This is a genomic window from Flavobacterium kingsejongi (assembly GCF_003076475.1).
Lineage (GTDB): Bacteria > Bacteroidota > Bacteroidia > Flavobacteriales > Flavobacteriaceae > Flavobacterium > Flavobacterium kingsejongi.
The window spans coordinates 2,708,851-2,725,286 of sequence record NZ_CP020919.1; the positions used below are offsets into that span (position 1 = coordinate 2,708,851).

Consider the following 16,436-nt stretch of genomic DNA (forward strand, 5'->3'; position numbering starts at 1 on the left):
CTTAAAAGCCTTGTCGTAAATTTTGCGGACTTGTGGATATGCAAACAAAAATTGCACAGTAAGTTAAGCTACATTTTTGTAATTAATTTGATTGTTGAATTCTTCAATAGTTGCATAATTTAAAGCAGAATGCCTTCTTTTTCTGTTGTACCAAATTTCAATGTATTCAAAGATTTCCAGTTTCATTTGTTCTTTAGAAATGAGTTTGTTGCCATAAATCAATTCCGTTTTCAAAGATTTGAAGAAACTTTCGGCTACAGCATTATCCCAGCAATTTCCTTTACGGCTCATACTGCGAGTTATTTTTTTATAGGAATCAAGAACATTTACAAACTTTTTACTGGCATATTGGACACCTCTGTCGGAATGAAAAATCAAACCATTTTTAAGATCTCGGTTTTTAATTGCCATTTTCCAAGCTCCAAGTGTCGTTTGCTCAGTGCTCATTGCGTTGCTCAAACTCCAGCCTATAATTTTTCTGTCGTATAAATCCATAATAGTGGTCAGGTATACAAATCCCTCTTTAGTTTGGATGTATGTAATATCTGAAACCCAAACCTTTGATGGCATTTTTACAGTAAACTCTCTGTTTAATACATTTTCGACAACTAAATAATTGTGACTAGAGTTGGTTGTTACTTTAAACTTCTTGCTTAATTTACTTCGCAAGCCAAGTTCTTTCATATACTTTGCAACTGTAACTCTTGAAATTTTATAACCAATGCTTCGAAGTTCTAATGTTATTCTAGGACTCCCGTATCGTTGCTTGGTTTGAAAATAAATCAATGCTATCTGTTTTTTTATGGCGCTTTTTAGTTGCTGTCTTGCAGTATTTATTTGTTTTTTCCATCGGTAATAACTTCCATTGCTTACTTGTAGAACTCTGCACATTTTTTCAATCGGGAATAGCTGTTCATTGTTTTTAATGAAACTATAAATCATCGACCGTTCTTGGAAAAAATGCCGATTGCTTTTTTTAATATGTCACGTTCTAACTCTGCATCTTTGAGTTTTTTCTCCAGTTCATGGATTTTTTCTTGCTCGGGAGTTAGTTTTAAATTTCCTTTTCCAGGAAAACTTCCTTCTCCAAATTCCTGGAGTTCTTTACGCCATTTATAAAGCTGGGGGCTGTTATTCCTAACTCCCTGGCAAGTTCTGATACATTTGTTCTATCATAACTCAATTCAACGGCTTTTTCCTTAAAAGCCTTGTCGTAAATTTTGCGGACTTGTTTCATAGATTAAAATTAAGATTATTTCTTAACTTTCAATGCAGGCTAAGTTAGCATGTCCACATTGTAGGTTTAAGTTGTGGACTCAAACTAACTACTCTCTTGTCTATAAGAAATATTCTTACTATGATTGAGGAAGAACAATAATTATTTATTTAAGATATTTGTATATCATTTCTAATTTCAAATAGATAAATTAAAATTAGAACAAAAAAAAGCTCCCTTTACAATTTTGTAAAGGGAGCTTTTTGTATATATGATAAACTATAGAGTTTTATTTACCCAACATCTTTTCGAGGTAGCTATTTTTTTCTTTTTCGGCGGCTAAGAGGCGTTCGTAAAGGCTTTTGTTTTCTTCAAATACTTCTACGAGTTTGTCTAAAGGATTAAACGTGGTATACATACCTTGATTAAAACTATTTCCTTGACTGGAACTGTTATCGTAAAAGTTGTTGAAATTATTGATTGCGGCTTCATCCGAAAAATGGATGATAGCGTCTGGTGTTACCCCTAATACTTTTGCAATCTCTTTAAGTTTATCTTCGTCAATCATTTCACTGTTTTCAATAATGGAAACAGATTGTTGGCTGATGCCTAATGCAATGGCCAGTGCCTCCTGCTTCATACCTCTTAGTTCACGAACGCGGCTAATCTTGCGGCCAATGTGATTTTTTTCTTTTGCTGTACTCATAATTCAAAGATATTGATTTGGTTTCAAAAATAACGATGGTAAAATACAATTGAAATTAGTAGGATACTAAAAGATTAGTAGCGTACCACCGGTAATTGTGCTTTACTTGCAGGGGTATTACAAAAGTACATTTTTTGTAATAGCTTCCATCCCCCGGAAGAAAAAAATATCTACTACTATACGATTTTATCCCGCTTGGCGGGAAAGGCGGTACAATCATTTAAAACCTCAATCATATGGAAAGTAAAGCACACAAAAAAGAACAGGTGGTACGGAAGCTCATCGGGACCTACCTTACACAGGACCATAAGATGCCCACAACACCAGGGCATGTTATCGGCCAGTTTGAAACAGAAGGGCACCTGGAGTACCAACTCAAGATTTCGAGCCTGATTAAAGTCGCCCTGCTCGCCTTAGACAGCGATGCGAAAAGCCGGCCGGAGTATATGGACAATCCCGAGATTTATGTCTGCGATGTGTTGGATATTGTTCTGCAGCTGCTGGATTCCAACACGGCAGAATTTGCAGACCGGGTGCAGGAAGAGCTGGGCAGCCTGGATGTGACAGGATAATACGCAAAAATAGGGGATTGGGACGCTGGGGGCGGCTGGAGCGGAGGTTGGAGGAAGATGGAAGGATTATTTTTGCGGTTTTGGAACCTGCTAAGTCATTATTATAGAATTTATTAGAATAATTGCGAAATGCCATGCATAATAGGCAGCGTTTCTTAAATATGCTGAATGATAGAAAAAAGTATCTCAAAATCGTTTACCGTCCAACAGGACTACAGCGATTATAAAGGGGGTAAAAAGGGGAAAAGTACAATGAAATAAGGGGATTTGGTCATATTTATGGTGTTTTGAATTTTAATTTTTAACGAAATACTTTATATTTGCCGAAATTTAAACACAAAAAAAATGCAAGAGTTATTAGGTAAGATCAAAGCAGAAATTGAAACATTCAACCAGGAAGTGGAATTGAATATCGAAAAAGGAAATAAAGCTGCTGGAACAAGAGCACGTAAATCTGCTTTGGAATTGAGCAAATTATTCAAAGATTTCAGAAAATTATCTGTTGAAGAATCAAAAAAATAATTAAGTACGCCTGGCCTGCCAGGTTGGACTATTAAAAATCACCTTTCGGGGTGATTTTTTTTTGGTTCCAACAGTTCATCGCCCTAATATGACAATTCAGTCAGATAAAATTGTAAAGTAGGCAGTAGCATAGTAGTTTTGGAGTATCAAAATGAAACAACCTTAAAAAAATAAGATCATGGCTAAATTATTCCTACTACTTTCTGTGTTTATCTGCACTATTGTTACCGCTCAGACGCCTTACGAAAAAGGAATGACAAAAGCATTTGAGTTGTGGAAGGGCAATAACGCGACCGAAGCTTCGGCTGTATTTGAGCGTATTGGTGCTGCCGAAAAAACAAACTGGCTGCCGTATTATTATATTGCACTGGTCAACACGACCGAAGCTTTTAAAACGAAAGACAAGGAAAAGATTGCGGCACTATTGGCCAAAGCCCAGGAAGCCCAGGATACGGCTATGGGAATGTCGGAGAATAATGCAGAATTGCTGGTAATGCAGGCTATGATTCATACGGCCTGGATAGTGGCGGACCCGATGACTAACGGTATGCGTTTGTCCAATGCGGTCATGCAATTGTATGTAAAAGCAGAACAGTTAGCGCCCAACAATCCGCGGGTTGTCTTTGGGAAAGCGGAATTTGAATTGGGTGGGGCCAAATATTTTGGCGGGGATGTTAGTGCAATCTGTGCAAGGATCGAACAATCTATTGTGCTTTTTGGTACTTTTAAACCGGAAATGCCTTTTGCCCCGAGTTGGGGATTGGAACGCGCACAGGAAGCGGCAAAAGACTGCCGGAAGAAATAAGGAGTTGGCAAAGCAACAGTAACCCAATTAAAGAAGTGTCATGAGTGTATATGTACGGGAATTTATAAGAGCAGTGATTTGTGGGGTATTGGTTTTCCTAGGGATGTTGCTTTTTAGCTATGCTTTGGGGAGTCACGTCTACTGGAACGGGAGACTGGCCGAGGAATTCCTACGGACAGTGGTTTACACAACGACTATTTATTACGCGAATTTCCTGATATTTATCCTGCTCGATAGGATCTTTGCCCAAAACCGGTTCCAGGCCAAACGGATTATTATTGGTTTTTTATGCTCGGCTGTGGCTACGATAGTGATCCTGTTTACGGTGCATTTTATTGAAGAAGTACTCCTGAAACAAAAGGATGCAGCCGAATTCCTGAAAAATGAAACCCCTTCAGCCTACGCAGGATCGATTGTTGTCTTCCTGATCATCACCCTTTTTGTACATGCTTTTTACTTTTATAAAAAGCTGCAGGAGAATAAGGTAAAGGAGCAGAAGATCATAGCTACGACGGCTTCGGCACAGTTTGAAAGCCTAAAGAACCAGATCGATCCGCATTTCCTCTTTAACAGCCTGAACGTACTCACTTCCCTGATTGAAGAAAACCCGGATATGGCACAGAAATTCACGACTTCGCTTTCCAAAATCTACCGCTATGTGCTGGAACAAAAGGATAAGGAGCTGGTGGAGGTGAAGGAGGAACTGAATTTTGCTAAAACATATATGAACCTGCTCAAAATGCGCTTTGAAGAAAGTGTGTTTTATGAACTCCCGGAAAAGCTGAGCAATCCGGAGGCCAAAGTGGTTCCGTTATCGCTGCAGTTGCTGTTGGAAAATACGGTCAAGCACAATACGGCTACTTCCAGCAGGCCACTGCACATCCGGATTTTTGAACAGGATAATTACCTCGTCGTCCGTAATGATTACCAAAAGAAGGAAGTGCTGCAGGACCGCAAAGGCGTAGGATTGCAGAATATCGTAAACCGCTATGGCATCATTACCAGCCGTAAGGTAAAGATTGAGCAGGATGCGCAGTACTTCACGGTGTATTTACCATTATTAACCAAACAACTATCGATTATGGAACCGGATGCTATTGATCTCGAAGACAGTTATGAAAAAGCCCTGAAAAAGGTGGAGGACATTAAAGGATTCTATGGAAACCTGGTGAGTTATATCGTTATTATTACCGGGCTCTTCCTCCTTAACCTACAGACGAGTCCCGAGTACTTTTGGTTTTTATTCCCGGCATTGGGCTGGGGCTTTGGCCTGCTGATTCACGGCTTGAGTGTCTTTGGCCATTCGCTGCGGTTTTTGGGTAAGGACTGGGAGGAAAAGAAAATCAGGGAACTGATGAAAAAAGAGGAACAGCAAAAGTGGGACTAAGTAAAGCGGTAAGTACGGGAAATTCCGTAATTAAAAGACAAACAACACAAAATAGCATATCAAATGGAAATTAAGAACACTTTTGAAAACCAACGGTTGGAACGGGCCCGAAGACGGGTAAAGAAGATTGCAGGCTTTTACAGGCATCTGTTGATTTATATCCTCGTCAATCTGTTTTTGGTGACACTGGAATATTTCAGACTGGAAACCGGCGAATCCTTTTTTACTTTTAATACATTTTCCACTGCTTTTTTCTGGGGGATCGGACTCTTTTTTCACGCTTTCAATGTATTTGGGCCAAATCTATTTTTGGGTAGCGACTGGGAAGAACGCAAGATTCGCGAACTGATGAAAAAGGAAGAACAGCAAAAGTGGAGTTAAAACAAAGCATATTATGAAAAAGAAAGAAGCAGTATCGGGTAGCCCTTATGAAAGAGCCCGGAAAAAAGCCCGATCCATACGCCAGTTTTATATTACCCTTACCGTATATTGCCTTGTGATGTTGGTGCTCATTACCATCAACCTGCTCACGACTCCAGGGGAACTCTGGTTCCAGTATTCGGCTATTGGCTGGGGCTGTGGGATGATCTTTTATGCGATGCGGGTGTTTGATTACAACCCTTTCCTGTCCAAAGGATGGGAAGAGCGGAAGATTCAGGAATTGATGGCAAAAGACAAACACCTGCATAGCAAAGAAAATGGAGCGTAATGCAAAAACAAATTAGGTCTGTTGCAATGCAACAGACGTTCTAATTTTCCTGTTGCAATGCAACAGGCCTTATAATAAAAAGATATGACAACAATTATTATTGAAGACGAGAAACCCTCGGCACGGCTGCTGCAGCGGAAAATAGAAAAACACGGGCTTACGATATTGGGCATGCTGCATTCGGTAGAAGAATCCATTGCCTGGTTCCGGAGTAATCCGCATCCCGATTTGATTTTCCTGGACATCCAGTTATCGGACGGGCTATCGTTTGAAATATTTGATGCAATACCGATTAAAAGCGCTATTATCTTTACGACGGCTTATGATGAATATGCGTTAAAAGCCTTTAAGCTCAACAGCATCGATTACCTCCTGAAACCCATCGACGACGACGACCTGGAACAGGCAGTACAGAAGTTCCGGGAGCGGCAGCCCAAACCGGATGCTGCATTTGATTTTAATTACTTTCGTAAAATGCTGGGTGTTCCTGCACAAAATGACTATAAAAAACGTTTTACCATCAAAGTAGGGCAGCACCTGAAAGTGATTCCGGTTGAAGAAATAGAATGTTTTTACAGCGAAAATAAAGGTACATACATCCACACCACCGATAACCGGGATTACCTGATCGAACAGACGCTGGAACAGCTGGAAAACGAACTGGATCCTAAAAAATTTTACAGGGTGAGCCGGAAGTTTATCATTCCGCTACAGGCCATTAAAGAAATTGTGGTGTACAGCAATTCGAGGCTGAAGGTGCAGCTGCAAACCTATAAAGGGGATGAAGTAATTGTGAGCCGGGAACGCGTGAGCAGTTTCCGGGAATGGATAGGCTAAAAAAAAAACTGTTTCAAAAGCTATAAAAGCTTATGAAACAGTTTCCATCAAAATGAAAGTCGGATTTGTTTAGTGGGATTACTACTCCTTAGAGTTGTTATCTTTACTAAAGTCTTCCAGCGATTTGCCAAAATTATCCATATCACGATTGAATTCCTCCTTAAAGGATTTCCAATCTTTCTTGGTATCTTCTTTAAAGGCATTTAGCTTGGTTTTCATTTCATTATTTTTTAGTTCCAGCTTGTCTACGCTTTTCTGATATTCGGCTTTCATCTTTCCGTTCTGAGCAGCAATCTTCGCTTTTAGGGCGGCGATTTTCTCATCGTTTTTCTGGATTGTGATTAAGCTTTCTTTCTTATAAGCGTCATAGTTGGCTGAAACAGTATCTGTTTTGGCCTCGGCAACTTCTTGTTCCGCTTCCATTACATCAACTTTCTTTTGTTCCAGATTGTCTTCTGCTTTTTCTACTTTTGATTTATCGGTACATGACGTAAGCATGGTTACGGATAATAGTGCCAGTGCAGCGCAACTGTATAGTGATTTTTTCATAACCTGTGAACAGTATTTAATTAGAATGGATTAGTCAAATAAAGATTTGATTTCTTTTTCTGTTTTACCCAATTTTTGTTGGAGTTTTCCCCACATTTCGTCTTCTTTACCTTCTTCGTATAACAAATCGTCATCGGTAAGGTCAGCAAATTTCTGCTTTAGTTTTCCTTTAAACTCGTTCCAGTTTCCTTTAATTTCTTTTGAATTCGGCATAATATATAGTTTTAAAGATTAATATAATTTATATATACAAAGTTGACGAAATTAAAGCATGCGGCTGTTACACAATTTCCTGTTTTTGTTGCAGGATTATTTACGAATGATGGCTAAGGCCTTATCCAATACGGGATCTTTATGATTTTGAAGGTCGGAAACAGTAGGCTTTACTACCACATCCGGCACAATACCGATTTTTTGGGTTGGCGTTTTGTCCGGGTAAAAGATCCCGACACCGGAAAAAATGAGCTCACGTCCATCTGCCAGCAGGATTGGGGTTTTGTTTCCATCGGCTCCGGCAGTCTGGCTTCCCACAAAGGTTACGTCAGGTACTTTTTTAAAGATCATGGACCACATTTCCTGGACACTCTGCGTTTCTTCATTAATGAGCACATAGACTTTCCCGGTATAGGCATTTGGATTCTTTTTACCGATGTACTTGTAATCTTCACGGATGATAAAATCCTGGTAGCAGAATTTCCCCGGCTGGGTAAAATCTACTTTGGTACTAATCCCGAACCAGGCCGGTTCTGGCAACAGGAACCCTAATATTTTAAGCAATTGATAGTTGTCGTTGTAATTTCGGAGATCAAAGATGATGGCTTTGGTATCTTTCATTACAGTGATCAGGCTATCGATATCCTGGGCTTGTAACATCCCAAAATCAATATAGCCAATCCCATCATCATAACGTTTGGAATAGACGATCTTTTGGGTGGCTTCATCCCTGTAGATAAGTGGATTGTCCGGAAGGCCATCTTCAAACCACACCTGGGAACTACGGTCGATACGCGCAATGGTTTTGTCAAAAGGCTTATTATTGACGTCGTATCCCTGGATGGTAAAGCTCCCTTCAGGGCCATAAAAAAGATATTTAAAGGCATCGCGTTCCTGTATTGCAGGATTGGAAGCTGAAAAGTATTTGGACATCCGGGCAATGATCCTGGTTACCGGTTCTTTATCGATGCTCACAATCACATCGCCATAGGCAATACCATAGGCCTTGCATTTTTCGGCATCGATAGGTTTGGTCACCACCATTTTATGTTCGGCCATGTGGAAGGTAAACGGTGCGCCATAGGTACCCAAAATAGAAGCATTAGGCCTTGGGTTGATTTCGGAATGGGTATCTTCCAGTGCTCCGGAGAATTCCATTACTACCTGGTCATAGCTTTTTTGATCGGTAGCCTGGCGGAACTTGGGAATGAATTCTAATAATACGGTATCCCATTTTTTGGAAATCACATATTTATATGGGGCAAAATATTCAATAGCATTCCAGGCCCGGAACAGGGTTAGCAAGCGGTAATTTTCTTCTAAAGCTTTTTCCTTGTATACTTTTTCTCTTTTCCCGTAGTAGCGGATATTGTCCTTGTCCTGGCTGTAGTAGGTACCCGGTGCGCTGGAAGCGGTGACGATCCCGTTCAGGAATTTCTTCTGGGTGTTGTCGAGGTTTTTATCGGTTTGAATCCAGCGGGTATCAAAGTTCCGGTTGTCGGGGTCATTGCAAACGTTTTTGGGTTCGGCCGGAATATTGCTGCTTTTGGACCGGGTATCCAAAAAGGCAATCCAGTTGGCAATGGTTTTTTTAGCCGGTTGTTGCTGTGCTAAGGCAGTAAGCAATAGCGAATCGGCATCGATCTTTCCGCGGGATACCAAAGGGTGATAGTATTTGATCAGTCCCCAGGTTTTAGCTATCGTTTGTAATTCTGTATCGGAAAGGGATTTTTTCTTTTGCGAGAAGCTGGCAGTGGTGCATATCAACAAAAAAAGTAGCAAGAGTCTGTTAGGGTTCATAGTAGTATTTTAGGGAATCGTAATTTTTGGCCTAAAATAATAAAAATAACCACAGCTTTGCTACTGATTTTATGAGAATATAGGAGGTATATCTTAAGGATGTGCCACCACCGGATTTTGCTGCCTGCTTTCGAGTATCAGGTAAAACTGTATCCCAAACAACAGGGAGGCAATGACCAAATGGGTAGTCTGGCTTCCAAAAGGGAAATCCAGGTAATACATAGCAATCCCCGAAACAATTTCAAGTACCAGCAGTACCAAAACCCAAACGGTTTTGGAGAAGCCCAGATTCAGTTTCCGGTTGCGCACCAGTATCGCCACGTTGATCAAAAAGACCAGCACAGAGAAGGTACGGTGGAAGTAGAATGCAACCAAAGGGTGTTCCAGCCATAAGGAAGTATTATAACCTACCAGTTTGATTTGCTCGTCGACAAACTGACGTACCTGAGTACCCAGGACTACCTGAATAAGTGTGAGTGCGAGCGAAATGATGAGCAGGTTTTTAAACAGGGCATCTTTAGGATAGGTATTCCCGGCTGGTTTGGCCAGTTTTAATATGTATAGGATGACGGCAACAATAACAAGTGCCATGACCATGTGAACGGTAATTTTAATCGGATTGAGCACGGAATAGACTACGGTAGCACCCAGCCAGGCCTGGAATCCCATCATAAAAACGGAAAGCCACGAGAGGAAAACAATCGCTTTTTTCTGTTTCCAGAATGAAAAGGAGGCGATTGCCATAGCAAATACCGCGATCCCGGCTACAGCACCACAAAGGCGGTTGATGTATTCGACCCAGGTATGCAGGGGATTGAAGATGGCATAATCGTGTTTGGTATAGCGTTCCCAGTGGGAAGCATCAAAGGTATCGGCTGTCGTAAAATGGTCTTTGGCCACCAGTAAAGTTTCGTCTTTAATAATAACCTGCCCTTTGTCAAATTCCCGATTGGGGAGCCAGGTGAGTTCGATCACATCGGTAGGCGGAATATAATACCCAAAACATTTTGGCCAGTCCGGGCATCCCATTCCGGAACCCGTCATGCGCACCAGTGCTCCGGCAACAATGACCAGGTATACCAGTACTAAAGCTGTTTTTGTAATGGAGGTAAAATATTTTTTCATAAAGCAATTCAGGTTTAGTTTTCGATTTTCAGGCCTAATTTAGCCGCCCGTTGCATCATATAGTCGTAGGCCGGCTGGTATTCGTTCGGAATTTCCCCTTCCAATATGGCTTCTTTGATAGCCTCTTTCAGGATTCCAATCTCCCGTGAGGGCTTGATGTTGAAGATGGCCATGATCTCTTCGCCACTGATAGGCGGCTGGAAATTGCGTACATGATCCCGCTCTTCGACTTCGACGATCTTCTGGCGAACGATTTTAAAGTTATTGTGGTATTTCTTGAATTTCGACGGATTCTTAGTCGTAATATCCGCTTCACACAAGGTCATGAGGTTCTCGATATCTTCCCCGGCGTCAAAAACGAGCCTGCGTACGGCAGAATCGGTTACGAGATCCTGGGACAGGACGATAGGGCGCGAACTCATGGAAACCATCTTTTGGACGAATTTCATCTTTTGGTTTAACGGCATGTGCAGCCTTTCAAACAGTTTTTTGACCATTTTGCCGCCTACGAACTCATGTCCGTGAAATGACCAGCCATTTTTAGGATGGTGCCTTTTGGTCGGTGCTTTACCAATGTCGTGCAGCAATGCCGCCCAACGGAGCCATACGTCATCAGTATTGGGTGCGATATTATCGACCACTTCCAGCGTATGGTAGAAATTGTCTTTATGGGTTTTGCCTTCGGCTTCATCCACGCCCTGGAGGTCGGTCAGTTCCGGCAACAGGATGTGCAGCAATTCCGTGCGGTGGAGCAACAGGAATCCTATAGAAGGTTTTGGCGTTTCCAGAATTTTATTCAGCTCATCGACGATGCGTTCACCGGAGATAATTTTAATCCGGTCTTTGTTCCTTTTGATGGATTCCAGGGATTCTTCATCAATGGTAAAGCCTAATTGAGTCGCAAAGCGAATTGCCCGCAACATGCGCAACGGATCATCGGAATAAGTGATGTCCGGATTAAGCGGCGTGCGAATGCGTTTGGATTTCAGGTCTTCAATACCGTCAAAAGGATCGAGTAGGGTACCATAATCGTGCTGGTTGAGTGAAATGGCCAGAGCATTGATGGTGAAATCCCTACGGTTCTGGTCGTCCTGTAAGGAGCCATTCTCGACGATAGGATTACGGCTGTCGAAATTGTAGGATTCCTTACGGGCGCCTACAAACTCGATATCAATGTCTTTGTATTTTAGCATTGCGGTACCGTAGGTTTTAAAAACCTGGACTTTAGGTTTTTTAGGCAGCATTTCGGACACTTTGAGTGCCAGTTCGATTCCGCTGCCTACGGCTACAATATCAATGTCTTTTTTGGACGCCCGGCCCAGGATATAATCTCTTACAAATCCGCCAATGACGTAAGTGTCGAATTTTAATTCCCCGGAAGCCTGGGAGATCACTTCAAAAATGGTATTGTTTAAAGCTTCTTTATATGAAGTTTTGTTTTTCATTATATACTATATCAGAAGCTGCGGGATTTTTTATTTTCGAATGATTTTAACCTGTGCATCACTGGATAGCTTGATGATCACGGATGGTTTACCTGCAACTTTATCACGGTCCAAATTTACGACATAGTCTACGCCTTTTAAAATCTCAGGGCTAATTTCTTTAAAAGATTTTGGTGTAGGCATCCCGCTGATATTGGCCGAAGTGGAAACCAATGGTTTTTTCATGCGTTCCAGCAGTTTGAAACAAAAGGGTTCTTTCACAAGGCGGACACCAAGGGTTTTGTCCGGTGCAATAATATTAGGCGCTACATTACGCGGATTATCAAGGATAAGCGTAGTTGGGGATTCGGATACATCCAGAATCTGCCAGGCTACTTCCGGAATCTCTTTGAAAACATTGTACAGCATCTTTTCATTGTTCATCAGCACGATCATGCTTTTGGACTCTTCCCGTTTTTTTAGCTTGTAGATCTTGGCGATTGCTTCAGGATTTGTAGCATCACAGCCAATACCCCAAACGGTATCTGTTGGGTAGAGTATAATTCCGCCATTCTGGATGACTTCAAAAGCTTTGTGAATTTCTTCGTTCATTTTTGTATTGTGTTTTAAAAATAGGGCAACAATTTTTATCGAAAAAAATCGTTATTTAAAATCATTGTACTCCCGGATATAATCGTCTTCATTGTATTCCATACTTGCGATACAAAGTTGTACGGCATTTTCAGAATAGGTGATGGTTCTCCAGTGCCTTTTAGGAAGATAGAGTCCCATATTTGGCGAGTCCAGTACAAAATCCTCTTTTTCACCACTTAGGGATTCTGTTTTGATACTAATTTTACCCGCAACCGCTATCAGTAATTGCTCCAGTTCCTTATGGGAATGATTGCCTCTTTCTACTTCCTGCGGAGTAGCATAGGTCCAATAAATCCTTTTTGGGACAAAGGGAAGATTTTCCTTTTCGGCAATGGAGATAAAACCCAGTGAAGCGGCTCCAATTTTTGGAAATGAGATAAGGTAGGGCTTTTCAGAATTCATTTAGTATCGGCTCGTTTTATTGTGGGTAAAGTTATAAAACAAAGCGCATTATTTGACTTTTTCAAATAGTTTTATTGCCGATGCTCCCAATAGGGCTGTGTTTTTGACCGAAATACTCCTGTTTGTAGCACTGTAGTGTTGTAAGGCAAACAGTATAGGGCAAAGCCAACAGTTGATATCCGGATGGAAATAGGACAGTGCCCTAAAAAAAAATATATTTGTAATCTGTTTAAGATGATAATAGAATAGCTAAAGAAGGAAGCGTTATGATTAGAATAATTTTAGATCCCCAGATTTTTAACGATCAGAAATTCGGAGGGATATCAAAATATTATGCCGAGATATATAAAAATCTGCAGGGCAACAGTGAAGTGGAAATGATTTTGCCTTTAACGTATACAGATAATTTCCACATCAAGGAATGCGCTGCCACGCCTTTTATGAATAAATACAGTTTTTTTATTAAGAACAATATTTTCAGGAGGAAGTTCATCCGGAAGCTCAAAAGGGAAAACCGGACGGTAGTAGATAAGGTATTGCAAAAAGAACCTTATGATCTTTTTATACCCACTTATTATGATCCTTATTTCCTGGACAAGATCGGGGATAAGCCTTATGTGCTGACTGTATATGATATGATTCATGAATTATTCCCACATTATTTTGGTGCTGAGGACAAAAATTCGGAACGCAAGAGCCTGCTGATCCAGCGTGCCACAAAAATTATTGCGGTTTCCAATAATACGAAAAAGGATATCCTGAAGTTTTTCCCGGAGATTGATCCGGATAAGATTACGGTTATCTATCACGGCTATTCCCACGATGCTAAAAACGATGTTCCGGTGGCAGCATTACCGGAAAAGTACATCCTGTTTGTAGGCAATCGTGAAAACTATAAAAACTTCACCTTCTTCCTGGAGTCGATTAAAGACCTGTTGCTGGAGGATCCGGAATTGTATCTGGTATGTGCCGGAGGCAACGGATTCCGGGACAAGGAAAAAGCACATATCAGCAGCCTGGGACTGACCAAAAAAGTAATCCAGCAGAATTTTAGCGATAACGAGCTGAATGCCTATTATCAAAATGCGCTTTGTTTTGTCTTTCCTTCCATCTATGAAGGATTTGGTATCCCAATCATGGAAGCGATGATCAATAAATGCCCGATCATCTTAACAGATAACAGCTGTTTCCCGGAAGTAGGGCAGGAAGCCGTTCTTTATTATGAATTGGATAATAAAGCTGATCTGGCAGCCAAAGTCAGGAGTTTCGTTTATAATCCTGAATTGCGGGAAAAATACAGTCGCCTGGGATTTGAGCGTGTACAATCGTTTACTTGGGAAAAAGCGGCCAAAGAATGCCTGGAAGTATATAAATCGGCAGTGGCTGCAGTACAGTAAATCGAAAATTCATAACATAAAAATTATTTTTTTATAGGAGTAAAACATTACATATCAATGACTATAGCAAAAGGTTGAGAAAAAAAAGTACTTTTTTTCTCAACCTTTTATAGAAAATTGCATCTATATATTGTACAAAGAAAGACCGAAATGGTAATTCTTTAGATAATAGTAAATTGAAGGAAGAAGCCGTTTTTGTAGCGTTCTGATTCCGGGAAATAAATTAGTAAGTAATGGGGAATTTGAAACTTTCGATCATAACGATCAATTATAATAACGAAGAAGGATTAAAAAAAACAATTGACAGCATTGTAAATCAATCGTGGCAGGAATTTGAATATATTGTAATTGATGGTGGAAGCGATGCAGCAGAAGTGGCGCTAATAGAAAATTGCCCTCGGGTAGACTACTGGGTTTCCGAAACGGACAATGGCGTATACAATGCGATGAATAAAGGAATACGTCAAGCTACCGGGGATTTTATTATTTTCATGAATAGCGGCGATTATTTCTATAAGGATAACGTGCTTGAAAATACAAAATGTCATTTTACTGCCGAGAATAATATCATCTACGGTAATTCAGTTTACTTTAACGCTACCGGATACCGAAGGGAGGAAACACCACCTGTAGAACTTTCCTTTCACTATATGATGAACTTTGGGATCAACCATCAGGCGAGCTTTATCAGGCGTGAATTGTTCCATGAACATTTCTTTTATAATGAGGAATATAAAATATGTTCGGACTGGGAATTTTTTATCTACACAATTTGCCATAAAAGCGTTTCATATTTACATACAAATTCGTTTATTTGTTACTATGATTTTTCGGGTATCTCAGCTGACCCCAAAAACCTTGATACTTACTATGAAGAAAGGCAAAAAACGATCGAAAAATTCTTTCCTCTTTTTCATGGAGATTATCAGGTAATGAATCAGTTAAATTCAAAAAGGGTCCGACAACTGCTGTATATAAAAGAGCATGTTGTAGGATGGCGGTTCATAAAATGGTTTATGGATTTTGTTTTGATTTTTCTGCCCAGCTTCAAAAAAAATGATAAATACAATCCGGGATAGCCATTTTCCGTAACAGAAAAAATTTGAAAAATATATTAAAATTCTTTGCGCCCCAAAGCATAAATAAGACGGAAAATAATTCATTGCTGCATTCTATTACAAGCTCTAAAAAGCAAATAGAATTTGGGGATTATATTTTACAAATTGATAAATCCAATCCTTTAGGCAGTTACCGAAAAGATTATCCACTCTATGATCAGTTTTTACCACAGATCTGCTCAACCTTAAATGGGCTGATTATTGATATCGGTGCGAATGTCGGGGATACAGCAATCAGTATTTTCGAAAAGAACACAACAGCATTTGTGGTGGGTGTAGAGCCCGATATCGATTTTGGTGCCGAATGCCAGAATAACATCGACCTTAATAATTTACAGGATCGTTTTTTGCTGGTGCAGAATTTTATATCTACCGAAAAAGGAAATTTCCAAATCGACAAAAGCAAAAACTCCAGGACTGGATCGATGGTAAAAACAACAGAAAGCACAGAGAGCAATTCCCTATCTTTTGCCCAATTGATCGAACGTGTACCGGAAAATGCTGCTAAAAGCATTGATATGCTAAAAGTGGATACCGACGGATTTGACTGGGATGTCCTGAATTCGTATTGTGAGGCGATTGCAGACGGAGCTGTACCACAACACGCCCGATTTGTATTTTTTGAATTCCAGACCTTCCTGAACAATATTGGATTTTCGGATCCGGGCCGTAGCGAACGTACTTTAAAATATAAAAAAGCAATATTGGGATTACAGGAAAACGGTTACGATCGTTTTTGTGTATTTGATAATTTTGGGACCCATATCCTGCAAACGAGTGACGTCGATGTGATCATCGGCCTGTCGGACTACATGAAAAGAACACAGCTTCACAATAAGAAATCGACTATTTATCACCTGGATGTTTTGGCCTATCGAAAAGCAGATGAAGATTTTGTAAAAGAACAGTTACAACAGTACCTTAAATAATAGCAGGAGTACAACTGCAGGATGATTGCATAATAAAATGTAATTTTGCACATTGATTAATCGTGTATGAT

18 protein-coding genes and 1 pseudogene are annotated in these 16,436 nt (G+C 40.3%); 10 read left to right on the top strand and 9 right to left on the bottom strand.

Translation table 11 applies throughout. The features are described 5' to 3' along the window. Positions 1 to 63: 63 nt before the first annotated feature. Both FK004_RS11960 and FK004_RS11965 read right to left on the bottom strand, forming a co-directional pair. A pseudogene (locus FK004_RS11960) lies at positions 64 to 1,237 on the bottom strand (IS3 family transposase). A 268-nt stretch (positions 1,238 to 1,505) separates the two neighbouring features. Then, positions 1,506 to 1,922, bottom strand: coding sequence for a helix-turn-helix domain-containing protein (locus FK004_RS11965; protein WP_108737459.1), 417 nt, complete (start codon positions 1,920 to 1,922; stop codon positions 1,506 to 1,508). A 266-nt stretch (positions 1,923 to 2,188) separates the two neighbouring features. Here FK004_RS11965 and FK004_RS11970 point away from each other — a divergent pair, with 266 nt between their 5' ends. The 7 genes from FK004_RS11970 to FK004_RS12000 all read left to right on the top strand — a co-directional run bounded on the left by FK004_RS11970 (position 2,189) and on the right by FK004_RS12000 (position 6,754). Beyond that, the gene (locus tag FK004_RS11970; protein WP_157956091.1) at positions 2,189 to 2,494 is read left to right on the top strand and encodes a hypothetical protein; all 306 of its coding nucleotides are present in this window, start codon (positions 2,189 to 2,191) and stop codon (positions 2,492 to 2,494) included. Between the two features lie 345 nt (positions 2,495 to 2,839). Then, a complete protein-coding gene (locus FK004_RS11975; protein WP_108737461.1) occupies positions 2,840 to 3,016 on the top strand; it encodes a histone H1 in 177 nt (58 codons plus the stop codon). Positions 3,017 to 3,194: 178 nt separating this feature from the next. Further along, positions 3,195 to 3,821 carry a hypothetical protein gene (locus FK004_RS11980; RefSeq protein WP_108737462.1) on the top strand — a complete coding sequence of 209 codons (627 nt, stop codon included), beginning with the start codon at positions 3,195 to 3,197 and terminating at the stop codon, positions 3,819 to 3,821. 40 nt (positions 3,822 to 3,861) lie between these two features. After that, on the top strand, positions 3,862 to 5,208 hold the full coding sequence (locus FK004_RS11985) for a 2TM domain-containing protein (RefSeq protein ID WP_108737463.1): 1,347 nt from the start codon (positions 3,862 to 3,864) through the stop codon (positions 5,206 to 5,208). A 63-nt stretch (positions 5,209 to 5,271) separates the two neighbouring features. Beyond that, on the top strand, positions 5,272 to 5,589 hold the full coding sequence (locus FK004_RS11990; protein WP_108737464.1) for a 2TM domain-containing protein: 318 nt from the start codon (positions 5,272 to 5,274) through the stop codon (positions 5,587 to 5,589). A gap of 13 nt (positions 5,590 to 5,602) precedes the next feature. Continuing rightward, on the top strand, positions 5,603 to 5,917 hold the full coding sequence (locus tag FK004_RS11995; RefSeq protein ID WP_108737465.1) for a 2TM domain-containing protein: 315 nt from the start codon (positions 5,603 to 5,605) through the stop codon (positions 5,915 to 5,917). An 84-nt stretch (positions 5,918 to 6,001) separates the two neighbouring features. Continuing rightward, positions 6,002 to 6,754: a LytR/AlgR family response regulator transcription factor gene (locus FK004_RS12000; RefSeq protein WP_108737466.1), complete on the top strand. Its 753-nt coding sequence runs from the start codon at positions 6,002 to 6,004 to the stop codon at positions 6,752 to 6,754. Positions 6,755 to 6,835: 81 nt separating this feature from the next. Here FK004_RS12000 and FK004_RS12005 read toward each other — a convergent pair whose 3' ends face one another. The 7 genes from FK004_RS12005 to FK004_RS12035 all read right to left on the bottom strand — a co-directional run bounded on the left by FK004_RS12005 (position 6,836) and on the right by FK004_RS12035 (position 12,921). Beyond that, complete coding sequence (locus FK004_RS12005) at positions 6,836 to 7,303, bottom strand: sll1863 family stress response protein (RefSeq protein ID WP_108737467.1); 468 nt, start codon at positions 7,301 to 7,303, stop codon at positions 6,836 to 6,838. A 30-nt stretch (positions 7,304 to 7,333) separates the two neighbouring features. After that, on the bottom strand, positions 7,334 to 7,516 hold the full coding sequence (locus FK004_RS12010) for a CsbD family protein (RefSeq protein WP_108737468.1): 183 nt from the start codon (positions 7,514 to 7,516) through the stop codon (positions 7,334 to 7,336). A 96-nt stretch (positions 7,517 to 7,612) separates the two neighbouring features. Next, positions 7,613 to 9,316, bottom strand: coding sequence for a S41 family peptidase (locus FK004_RS12015; protein WP_108737469.1), 1,704 nt, complete (start codon positions 9,314 to 9,316; stop codon positions 7,613 to 7,615). Positions 9,317 to 9,409: 93 nt separating this feature from the next. Continuing rightward, complete coding sequence (locus tag FK004_RS12020) at positions 9,410 to 10,441, bottom strand: COX15/CtaA family protein (protein WP_108737470.1); 1,032 nt, start codon at positions 10,439 to 10,441, stop codon at positions 9,410 to 9,412. A gap of 14 nt (positions 10,442 to 10,455) precedes the next feature. After that, on the bottom strand, positions 10,456 to 11,886 hold the full coding sequence (locus FK004_RS12025; protein WP_108737471.1) for a CCA tRNA nucleotidyltransferase: 1,431 nt from the start codon (positions 11,884 to 11,886) through the stop codon (positions 10,456 to 10,458). A 30-nt stretch (positions 11,887 to 11,916) separates the two neighbouring features. Next, on the bottom strand, positions 11,917 to 12,477 hold the full coding sequence (locus tag FK004_RS12030) for an L-threonylcarbamoyladenylate synthase (protein WP_108737472.1): 561 nt from the start codon (positions 12,475 to 12,477) through the stop codon (positions 11,917 to 11,919). A 51-nt stretch (positions 12,478 to 12,528) separates the two neighbouring features. Continuing rightward, the gene (locus FK004_RS12035; protein ID WP_108737473.1) at positions 12,529 to 12,921 is read right to left on the bottom strand and encodes a sugar 3,4-ketoisomerase; all 393 of its coding nucleotides are present in this window, start codon (positions 12,919 to 12,921) and stop codon (positions 12,529 to 12,531) included. 266 nt (positions 12,922 to 13,187) lie between these two features. On the opposite strand from FK004_RS12035, the gene FK004_RS12040 reads away from it, so the two are divergent. The 3 genes from FK004_RS12040 (at position 13,188) to FK004_RS12050 (ending at position 16,365) form a co-directional block, all read left to right on the top strand. Then, positions 13,188 to 14,318 (top strand): glycosyltransferase family 4 protein, encoded by a 1,131-nt coding sequence (locus FK004_RS12040; RefSeq protein ID WP_227871601.1) that lies wholly within the window; start codon positions 13,188 to 13,190, stop codon positions 14,316 to 14,318. A 233-nt stretch (positions 14,319 to 14,551) separates the two neighbouring features. After that, positions 14,552 to 15,397, top strand: coding sequence for a glycosyltransferase family 2 protein (locus FK004_RS12045; protein ID WP_108737474.1), 846 nt, complete (start codon positions 14,552 to 14,554; stop codon positions 15,395 to 15,397). A gap of 23 nt (positions 15,398 to 15,420) precedes the next feature. After that, positions 15,421 to 16,365: an FkbM family methyltransferase gene (locus FK004_RS12050; protein WP_157956092.1), complete on the top strand. Its 945-nt coding sequence runs from the start codon at positions 15,421 to 15,423 to the stop codon at positions 16,363 to 16,365. The last annotated feature ends 71 nt before the right edge of the window (positions 16,366 to 16,436 follow it).

Excerpts from the sequence above, each read along its gene's own strand:
- FK004_RS11965 (WP_108737459.1), bottom strand. The coding sequence starts at position 1,922 with ATGAGTACAGCAAAAGAAAAAAATCACATTGGCCGCAAGATTAGCCGC.
- FK004_RS11975 (WP_108737461.1), top strand. The coding sequence starts at position 2,840 with ATGCAAGAGTTATTAGGTAAGATCAAAGCAGAAATTGAAACATTCAAC.
- FK004_RS11980 (WP_108737462.1), top strand. The coding sequence starts at position 3,195 with ATGGCTAAATTATTCCTACTACTTTCTGTGTTTATCTGCACTATTGTT.
- FK004_RS11985 (WP_108737463.1), top strand. The coding sequence starts at position 3,862 with ATGAGTGTATATGTACGGGAATTTATAAGAGCAGTGATTTGTGGGGTA.
- FK004_RS11990 (WP_108737464.1), top strand. The coding sequence starts at position 5,272 with ATGGAAATTAAGAACACTTTTGAAAACCAACGGTTGGAACGGGCCCGA.
- FK004_RS11995 (WP_108737465.1), top strand. The coding sequence starts at position 5,603 with ATGAAAAAGAAAGAAGCAGTATCGGGTAGCCCTTATGAAAGAGCCCGG.
- FK004_RS12000 (WP_108737466.1), top strand. The coding sequence starts at position 6,002 with ATGACAACAATTATTATTGAAGACGAGAAACCCTCGGCACGGCTGCTG.
- FK004_RS12005 (WP_108737467.1), bottom strand. The coding sequence starts at position 7,303 with ATGAAAAAATCACTATACAGTTGCGCTGCACTGGCACTATTATCCGTA.
- FK004_RS12010 (WP_108737468.1), bottom strand. The coding sequence starts at position 7,516 with ATGCCGAATTCAAAAGAAATTAAAGGAAACTGGAACGAGTTTAAAGGA.
- FK004_RS12015 (WP_108737469.1), bottom strand. The coding sequence starts at position 9,316 with ATGAACCCTAACAGACTCTTGCTACTTTTTTTGTTGATATGCACCACT.
- FK004_RS12020 (WP_108737470.1), bottom strand. The coding sequence starts at position 10,441 with ATGAAAAAATATTTTACCTCCATTACAAAAACAGCTTTAGTACTGGTA.
- FK004_RS12025 (WP_108737471.1), bottom strand. The coding sequence starts at position 11,886 with ATGAAAAACAAAACTTCATATAAAGAAGCTTTAAACAATACCATTTTT.
- FK004_RS12030 (WP_108737472.1), bottom strand. The coding sequence starts at position 12,477 with ATGAACGAAGAAATTCACAAAGCTTTTGAAGTCATCCAGAATGGCGGA.
- FK004_RS12035 (WP_108737473.1), bottom strand. The coding sequence starts at position 12,921 with ATGAATTCTGAAAAGCCCTACCTTATCTCATTTCCAAAAATTGGAGCC.
- FK004_RS12040 (WP_227871601.1), top strand. The coding sequence starts at position 13,188 with ATGATTAGAATAATTTTAGATCCCCAGATTTTTAACGATCAGAAATTC.
- FK004_RS12045 (WP_108737474.1), top strand. The coding sequence starts at position 14,552 with ATGGGGAATTTGAAACTTTCGATCATAACGATCAATTATAATAACGAA.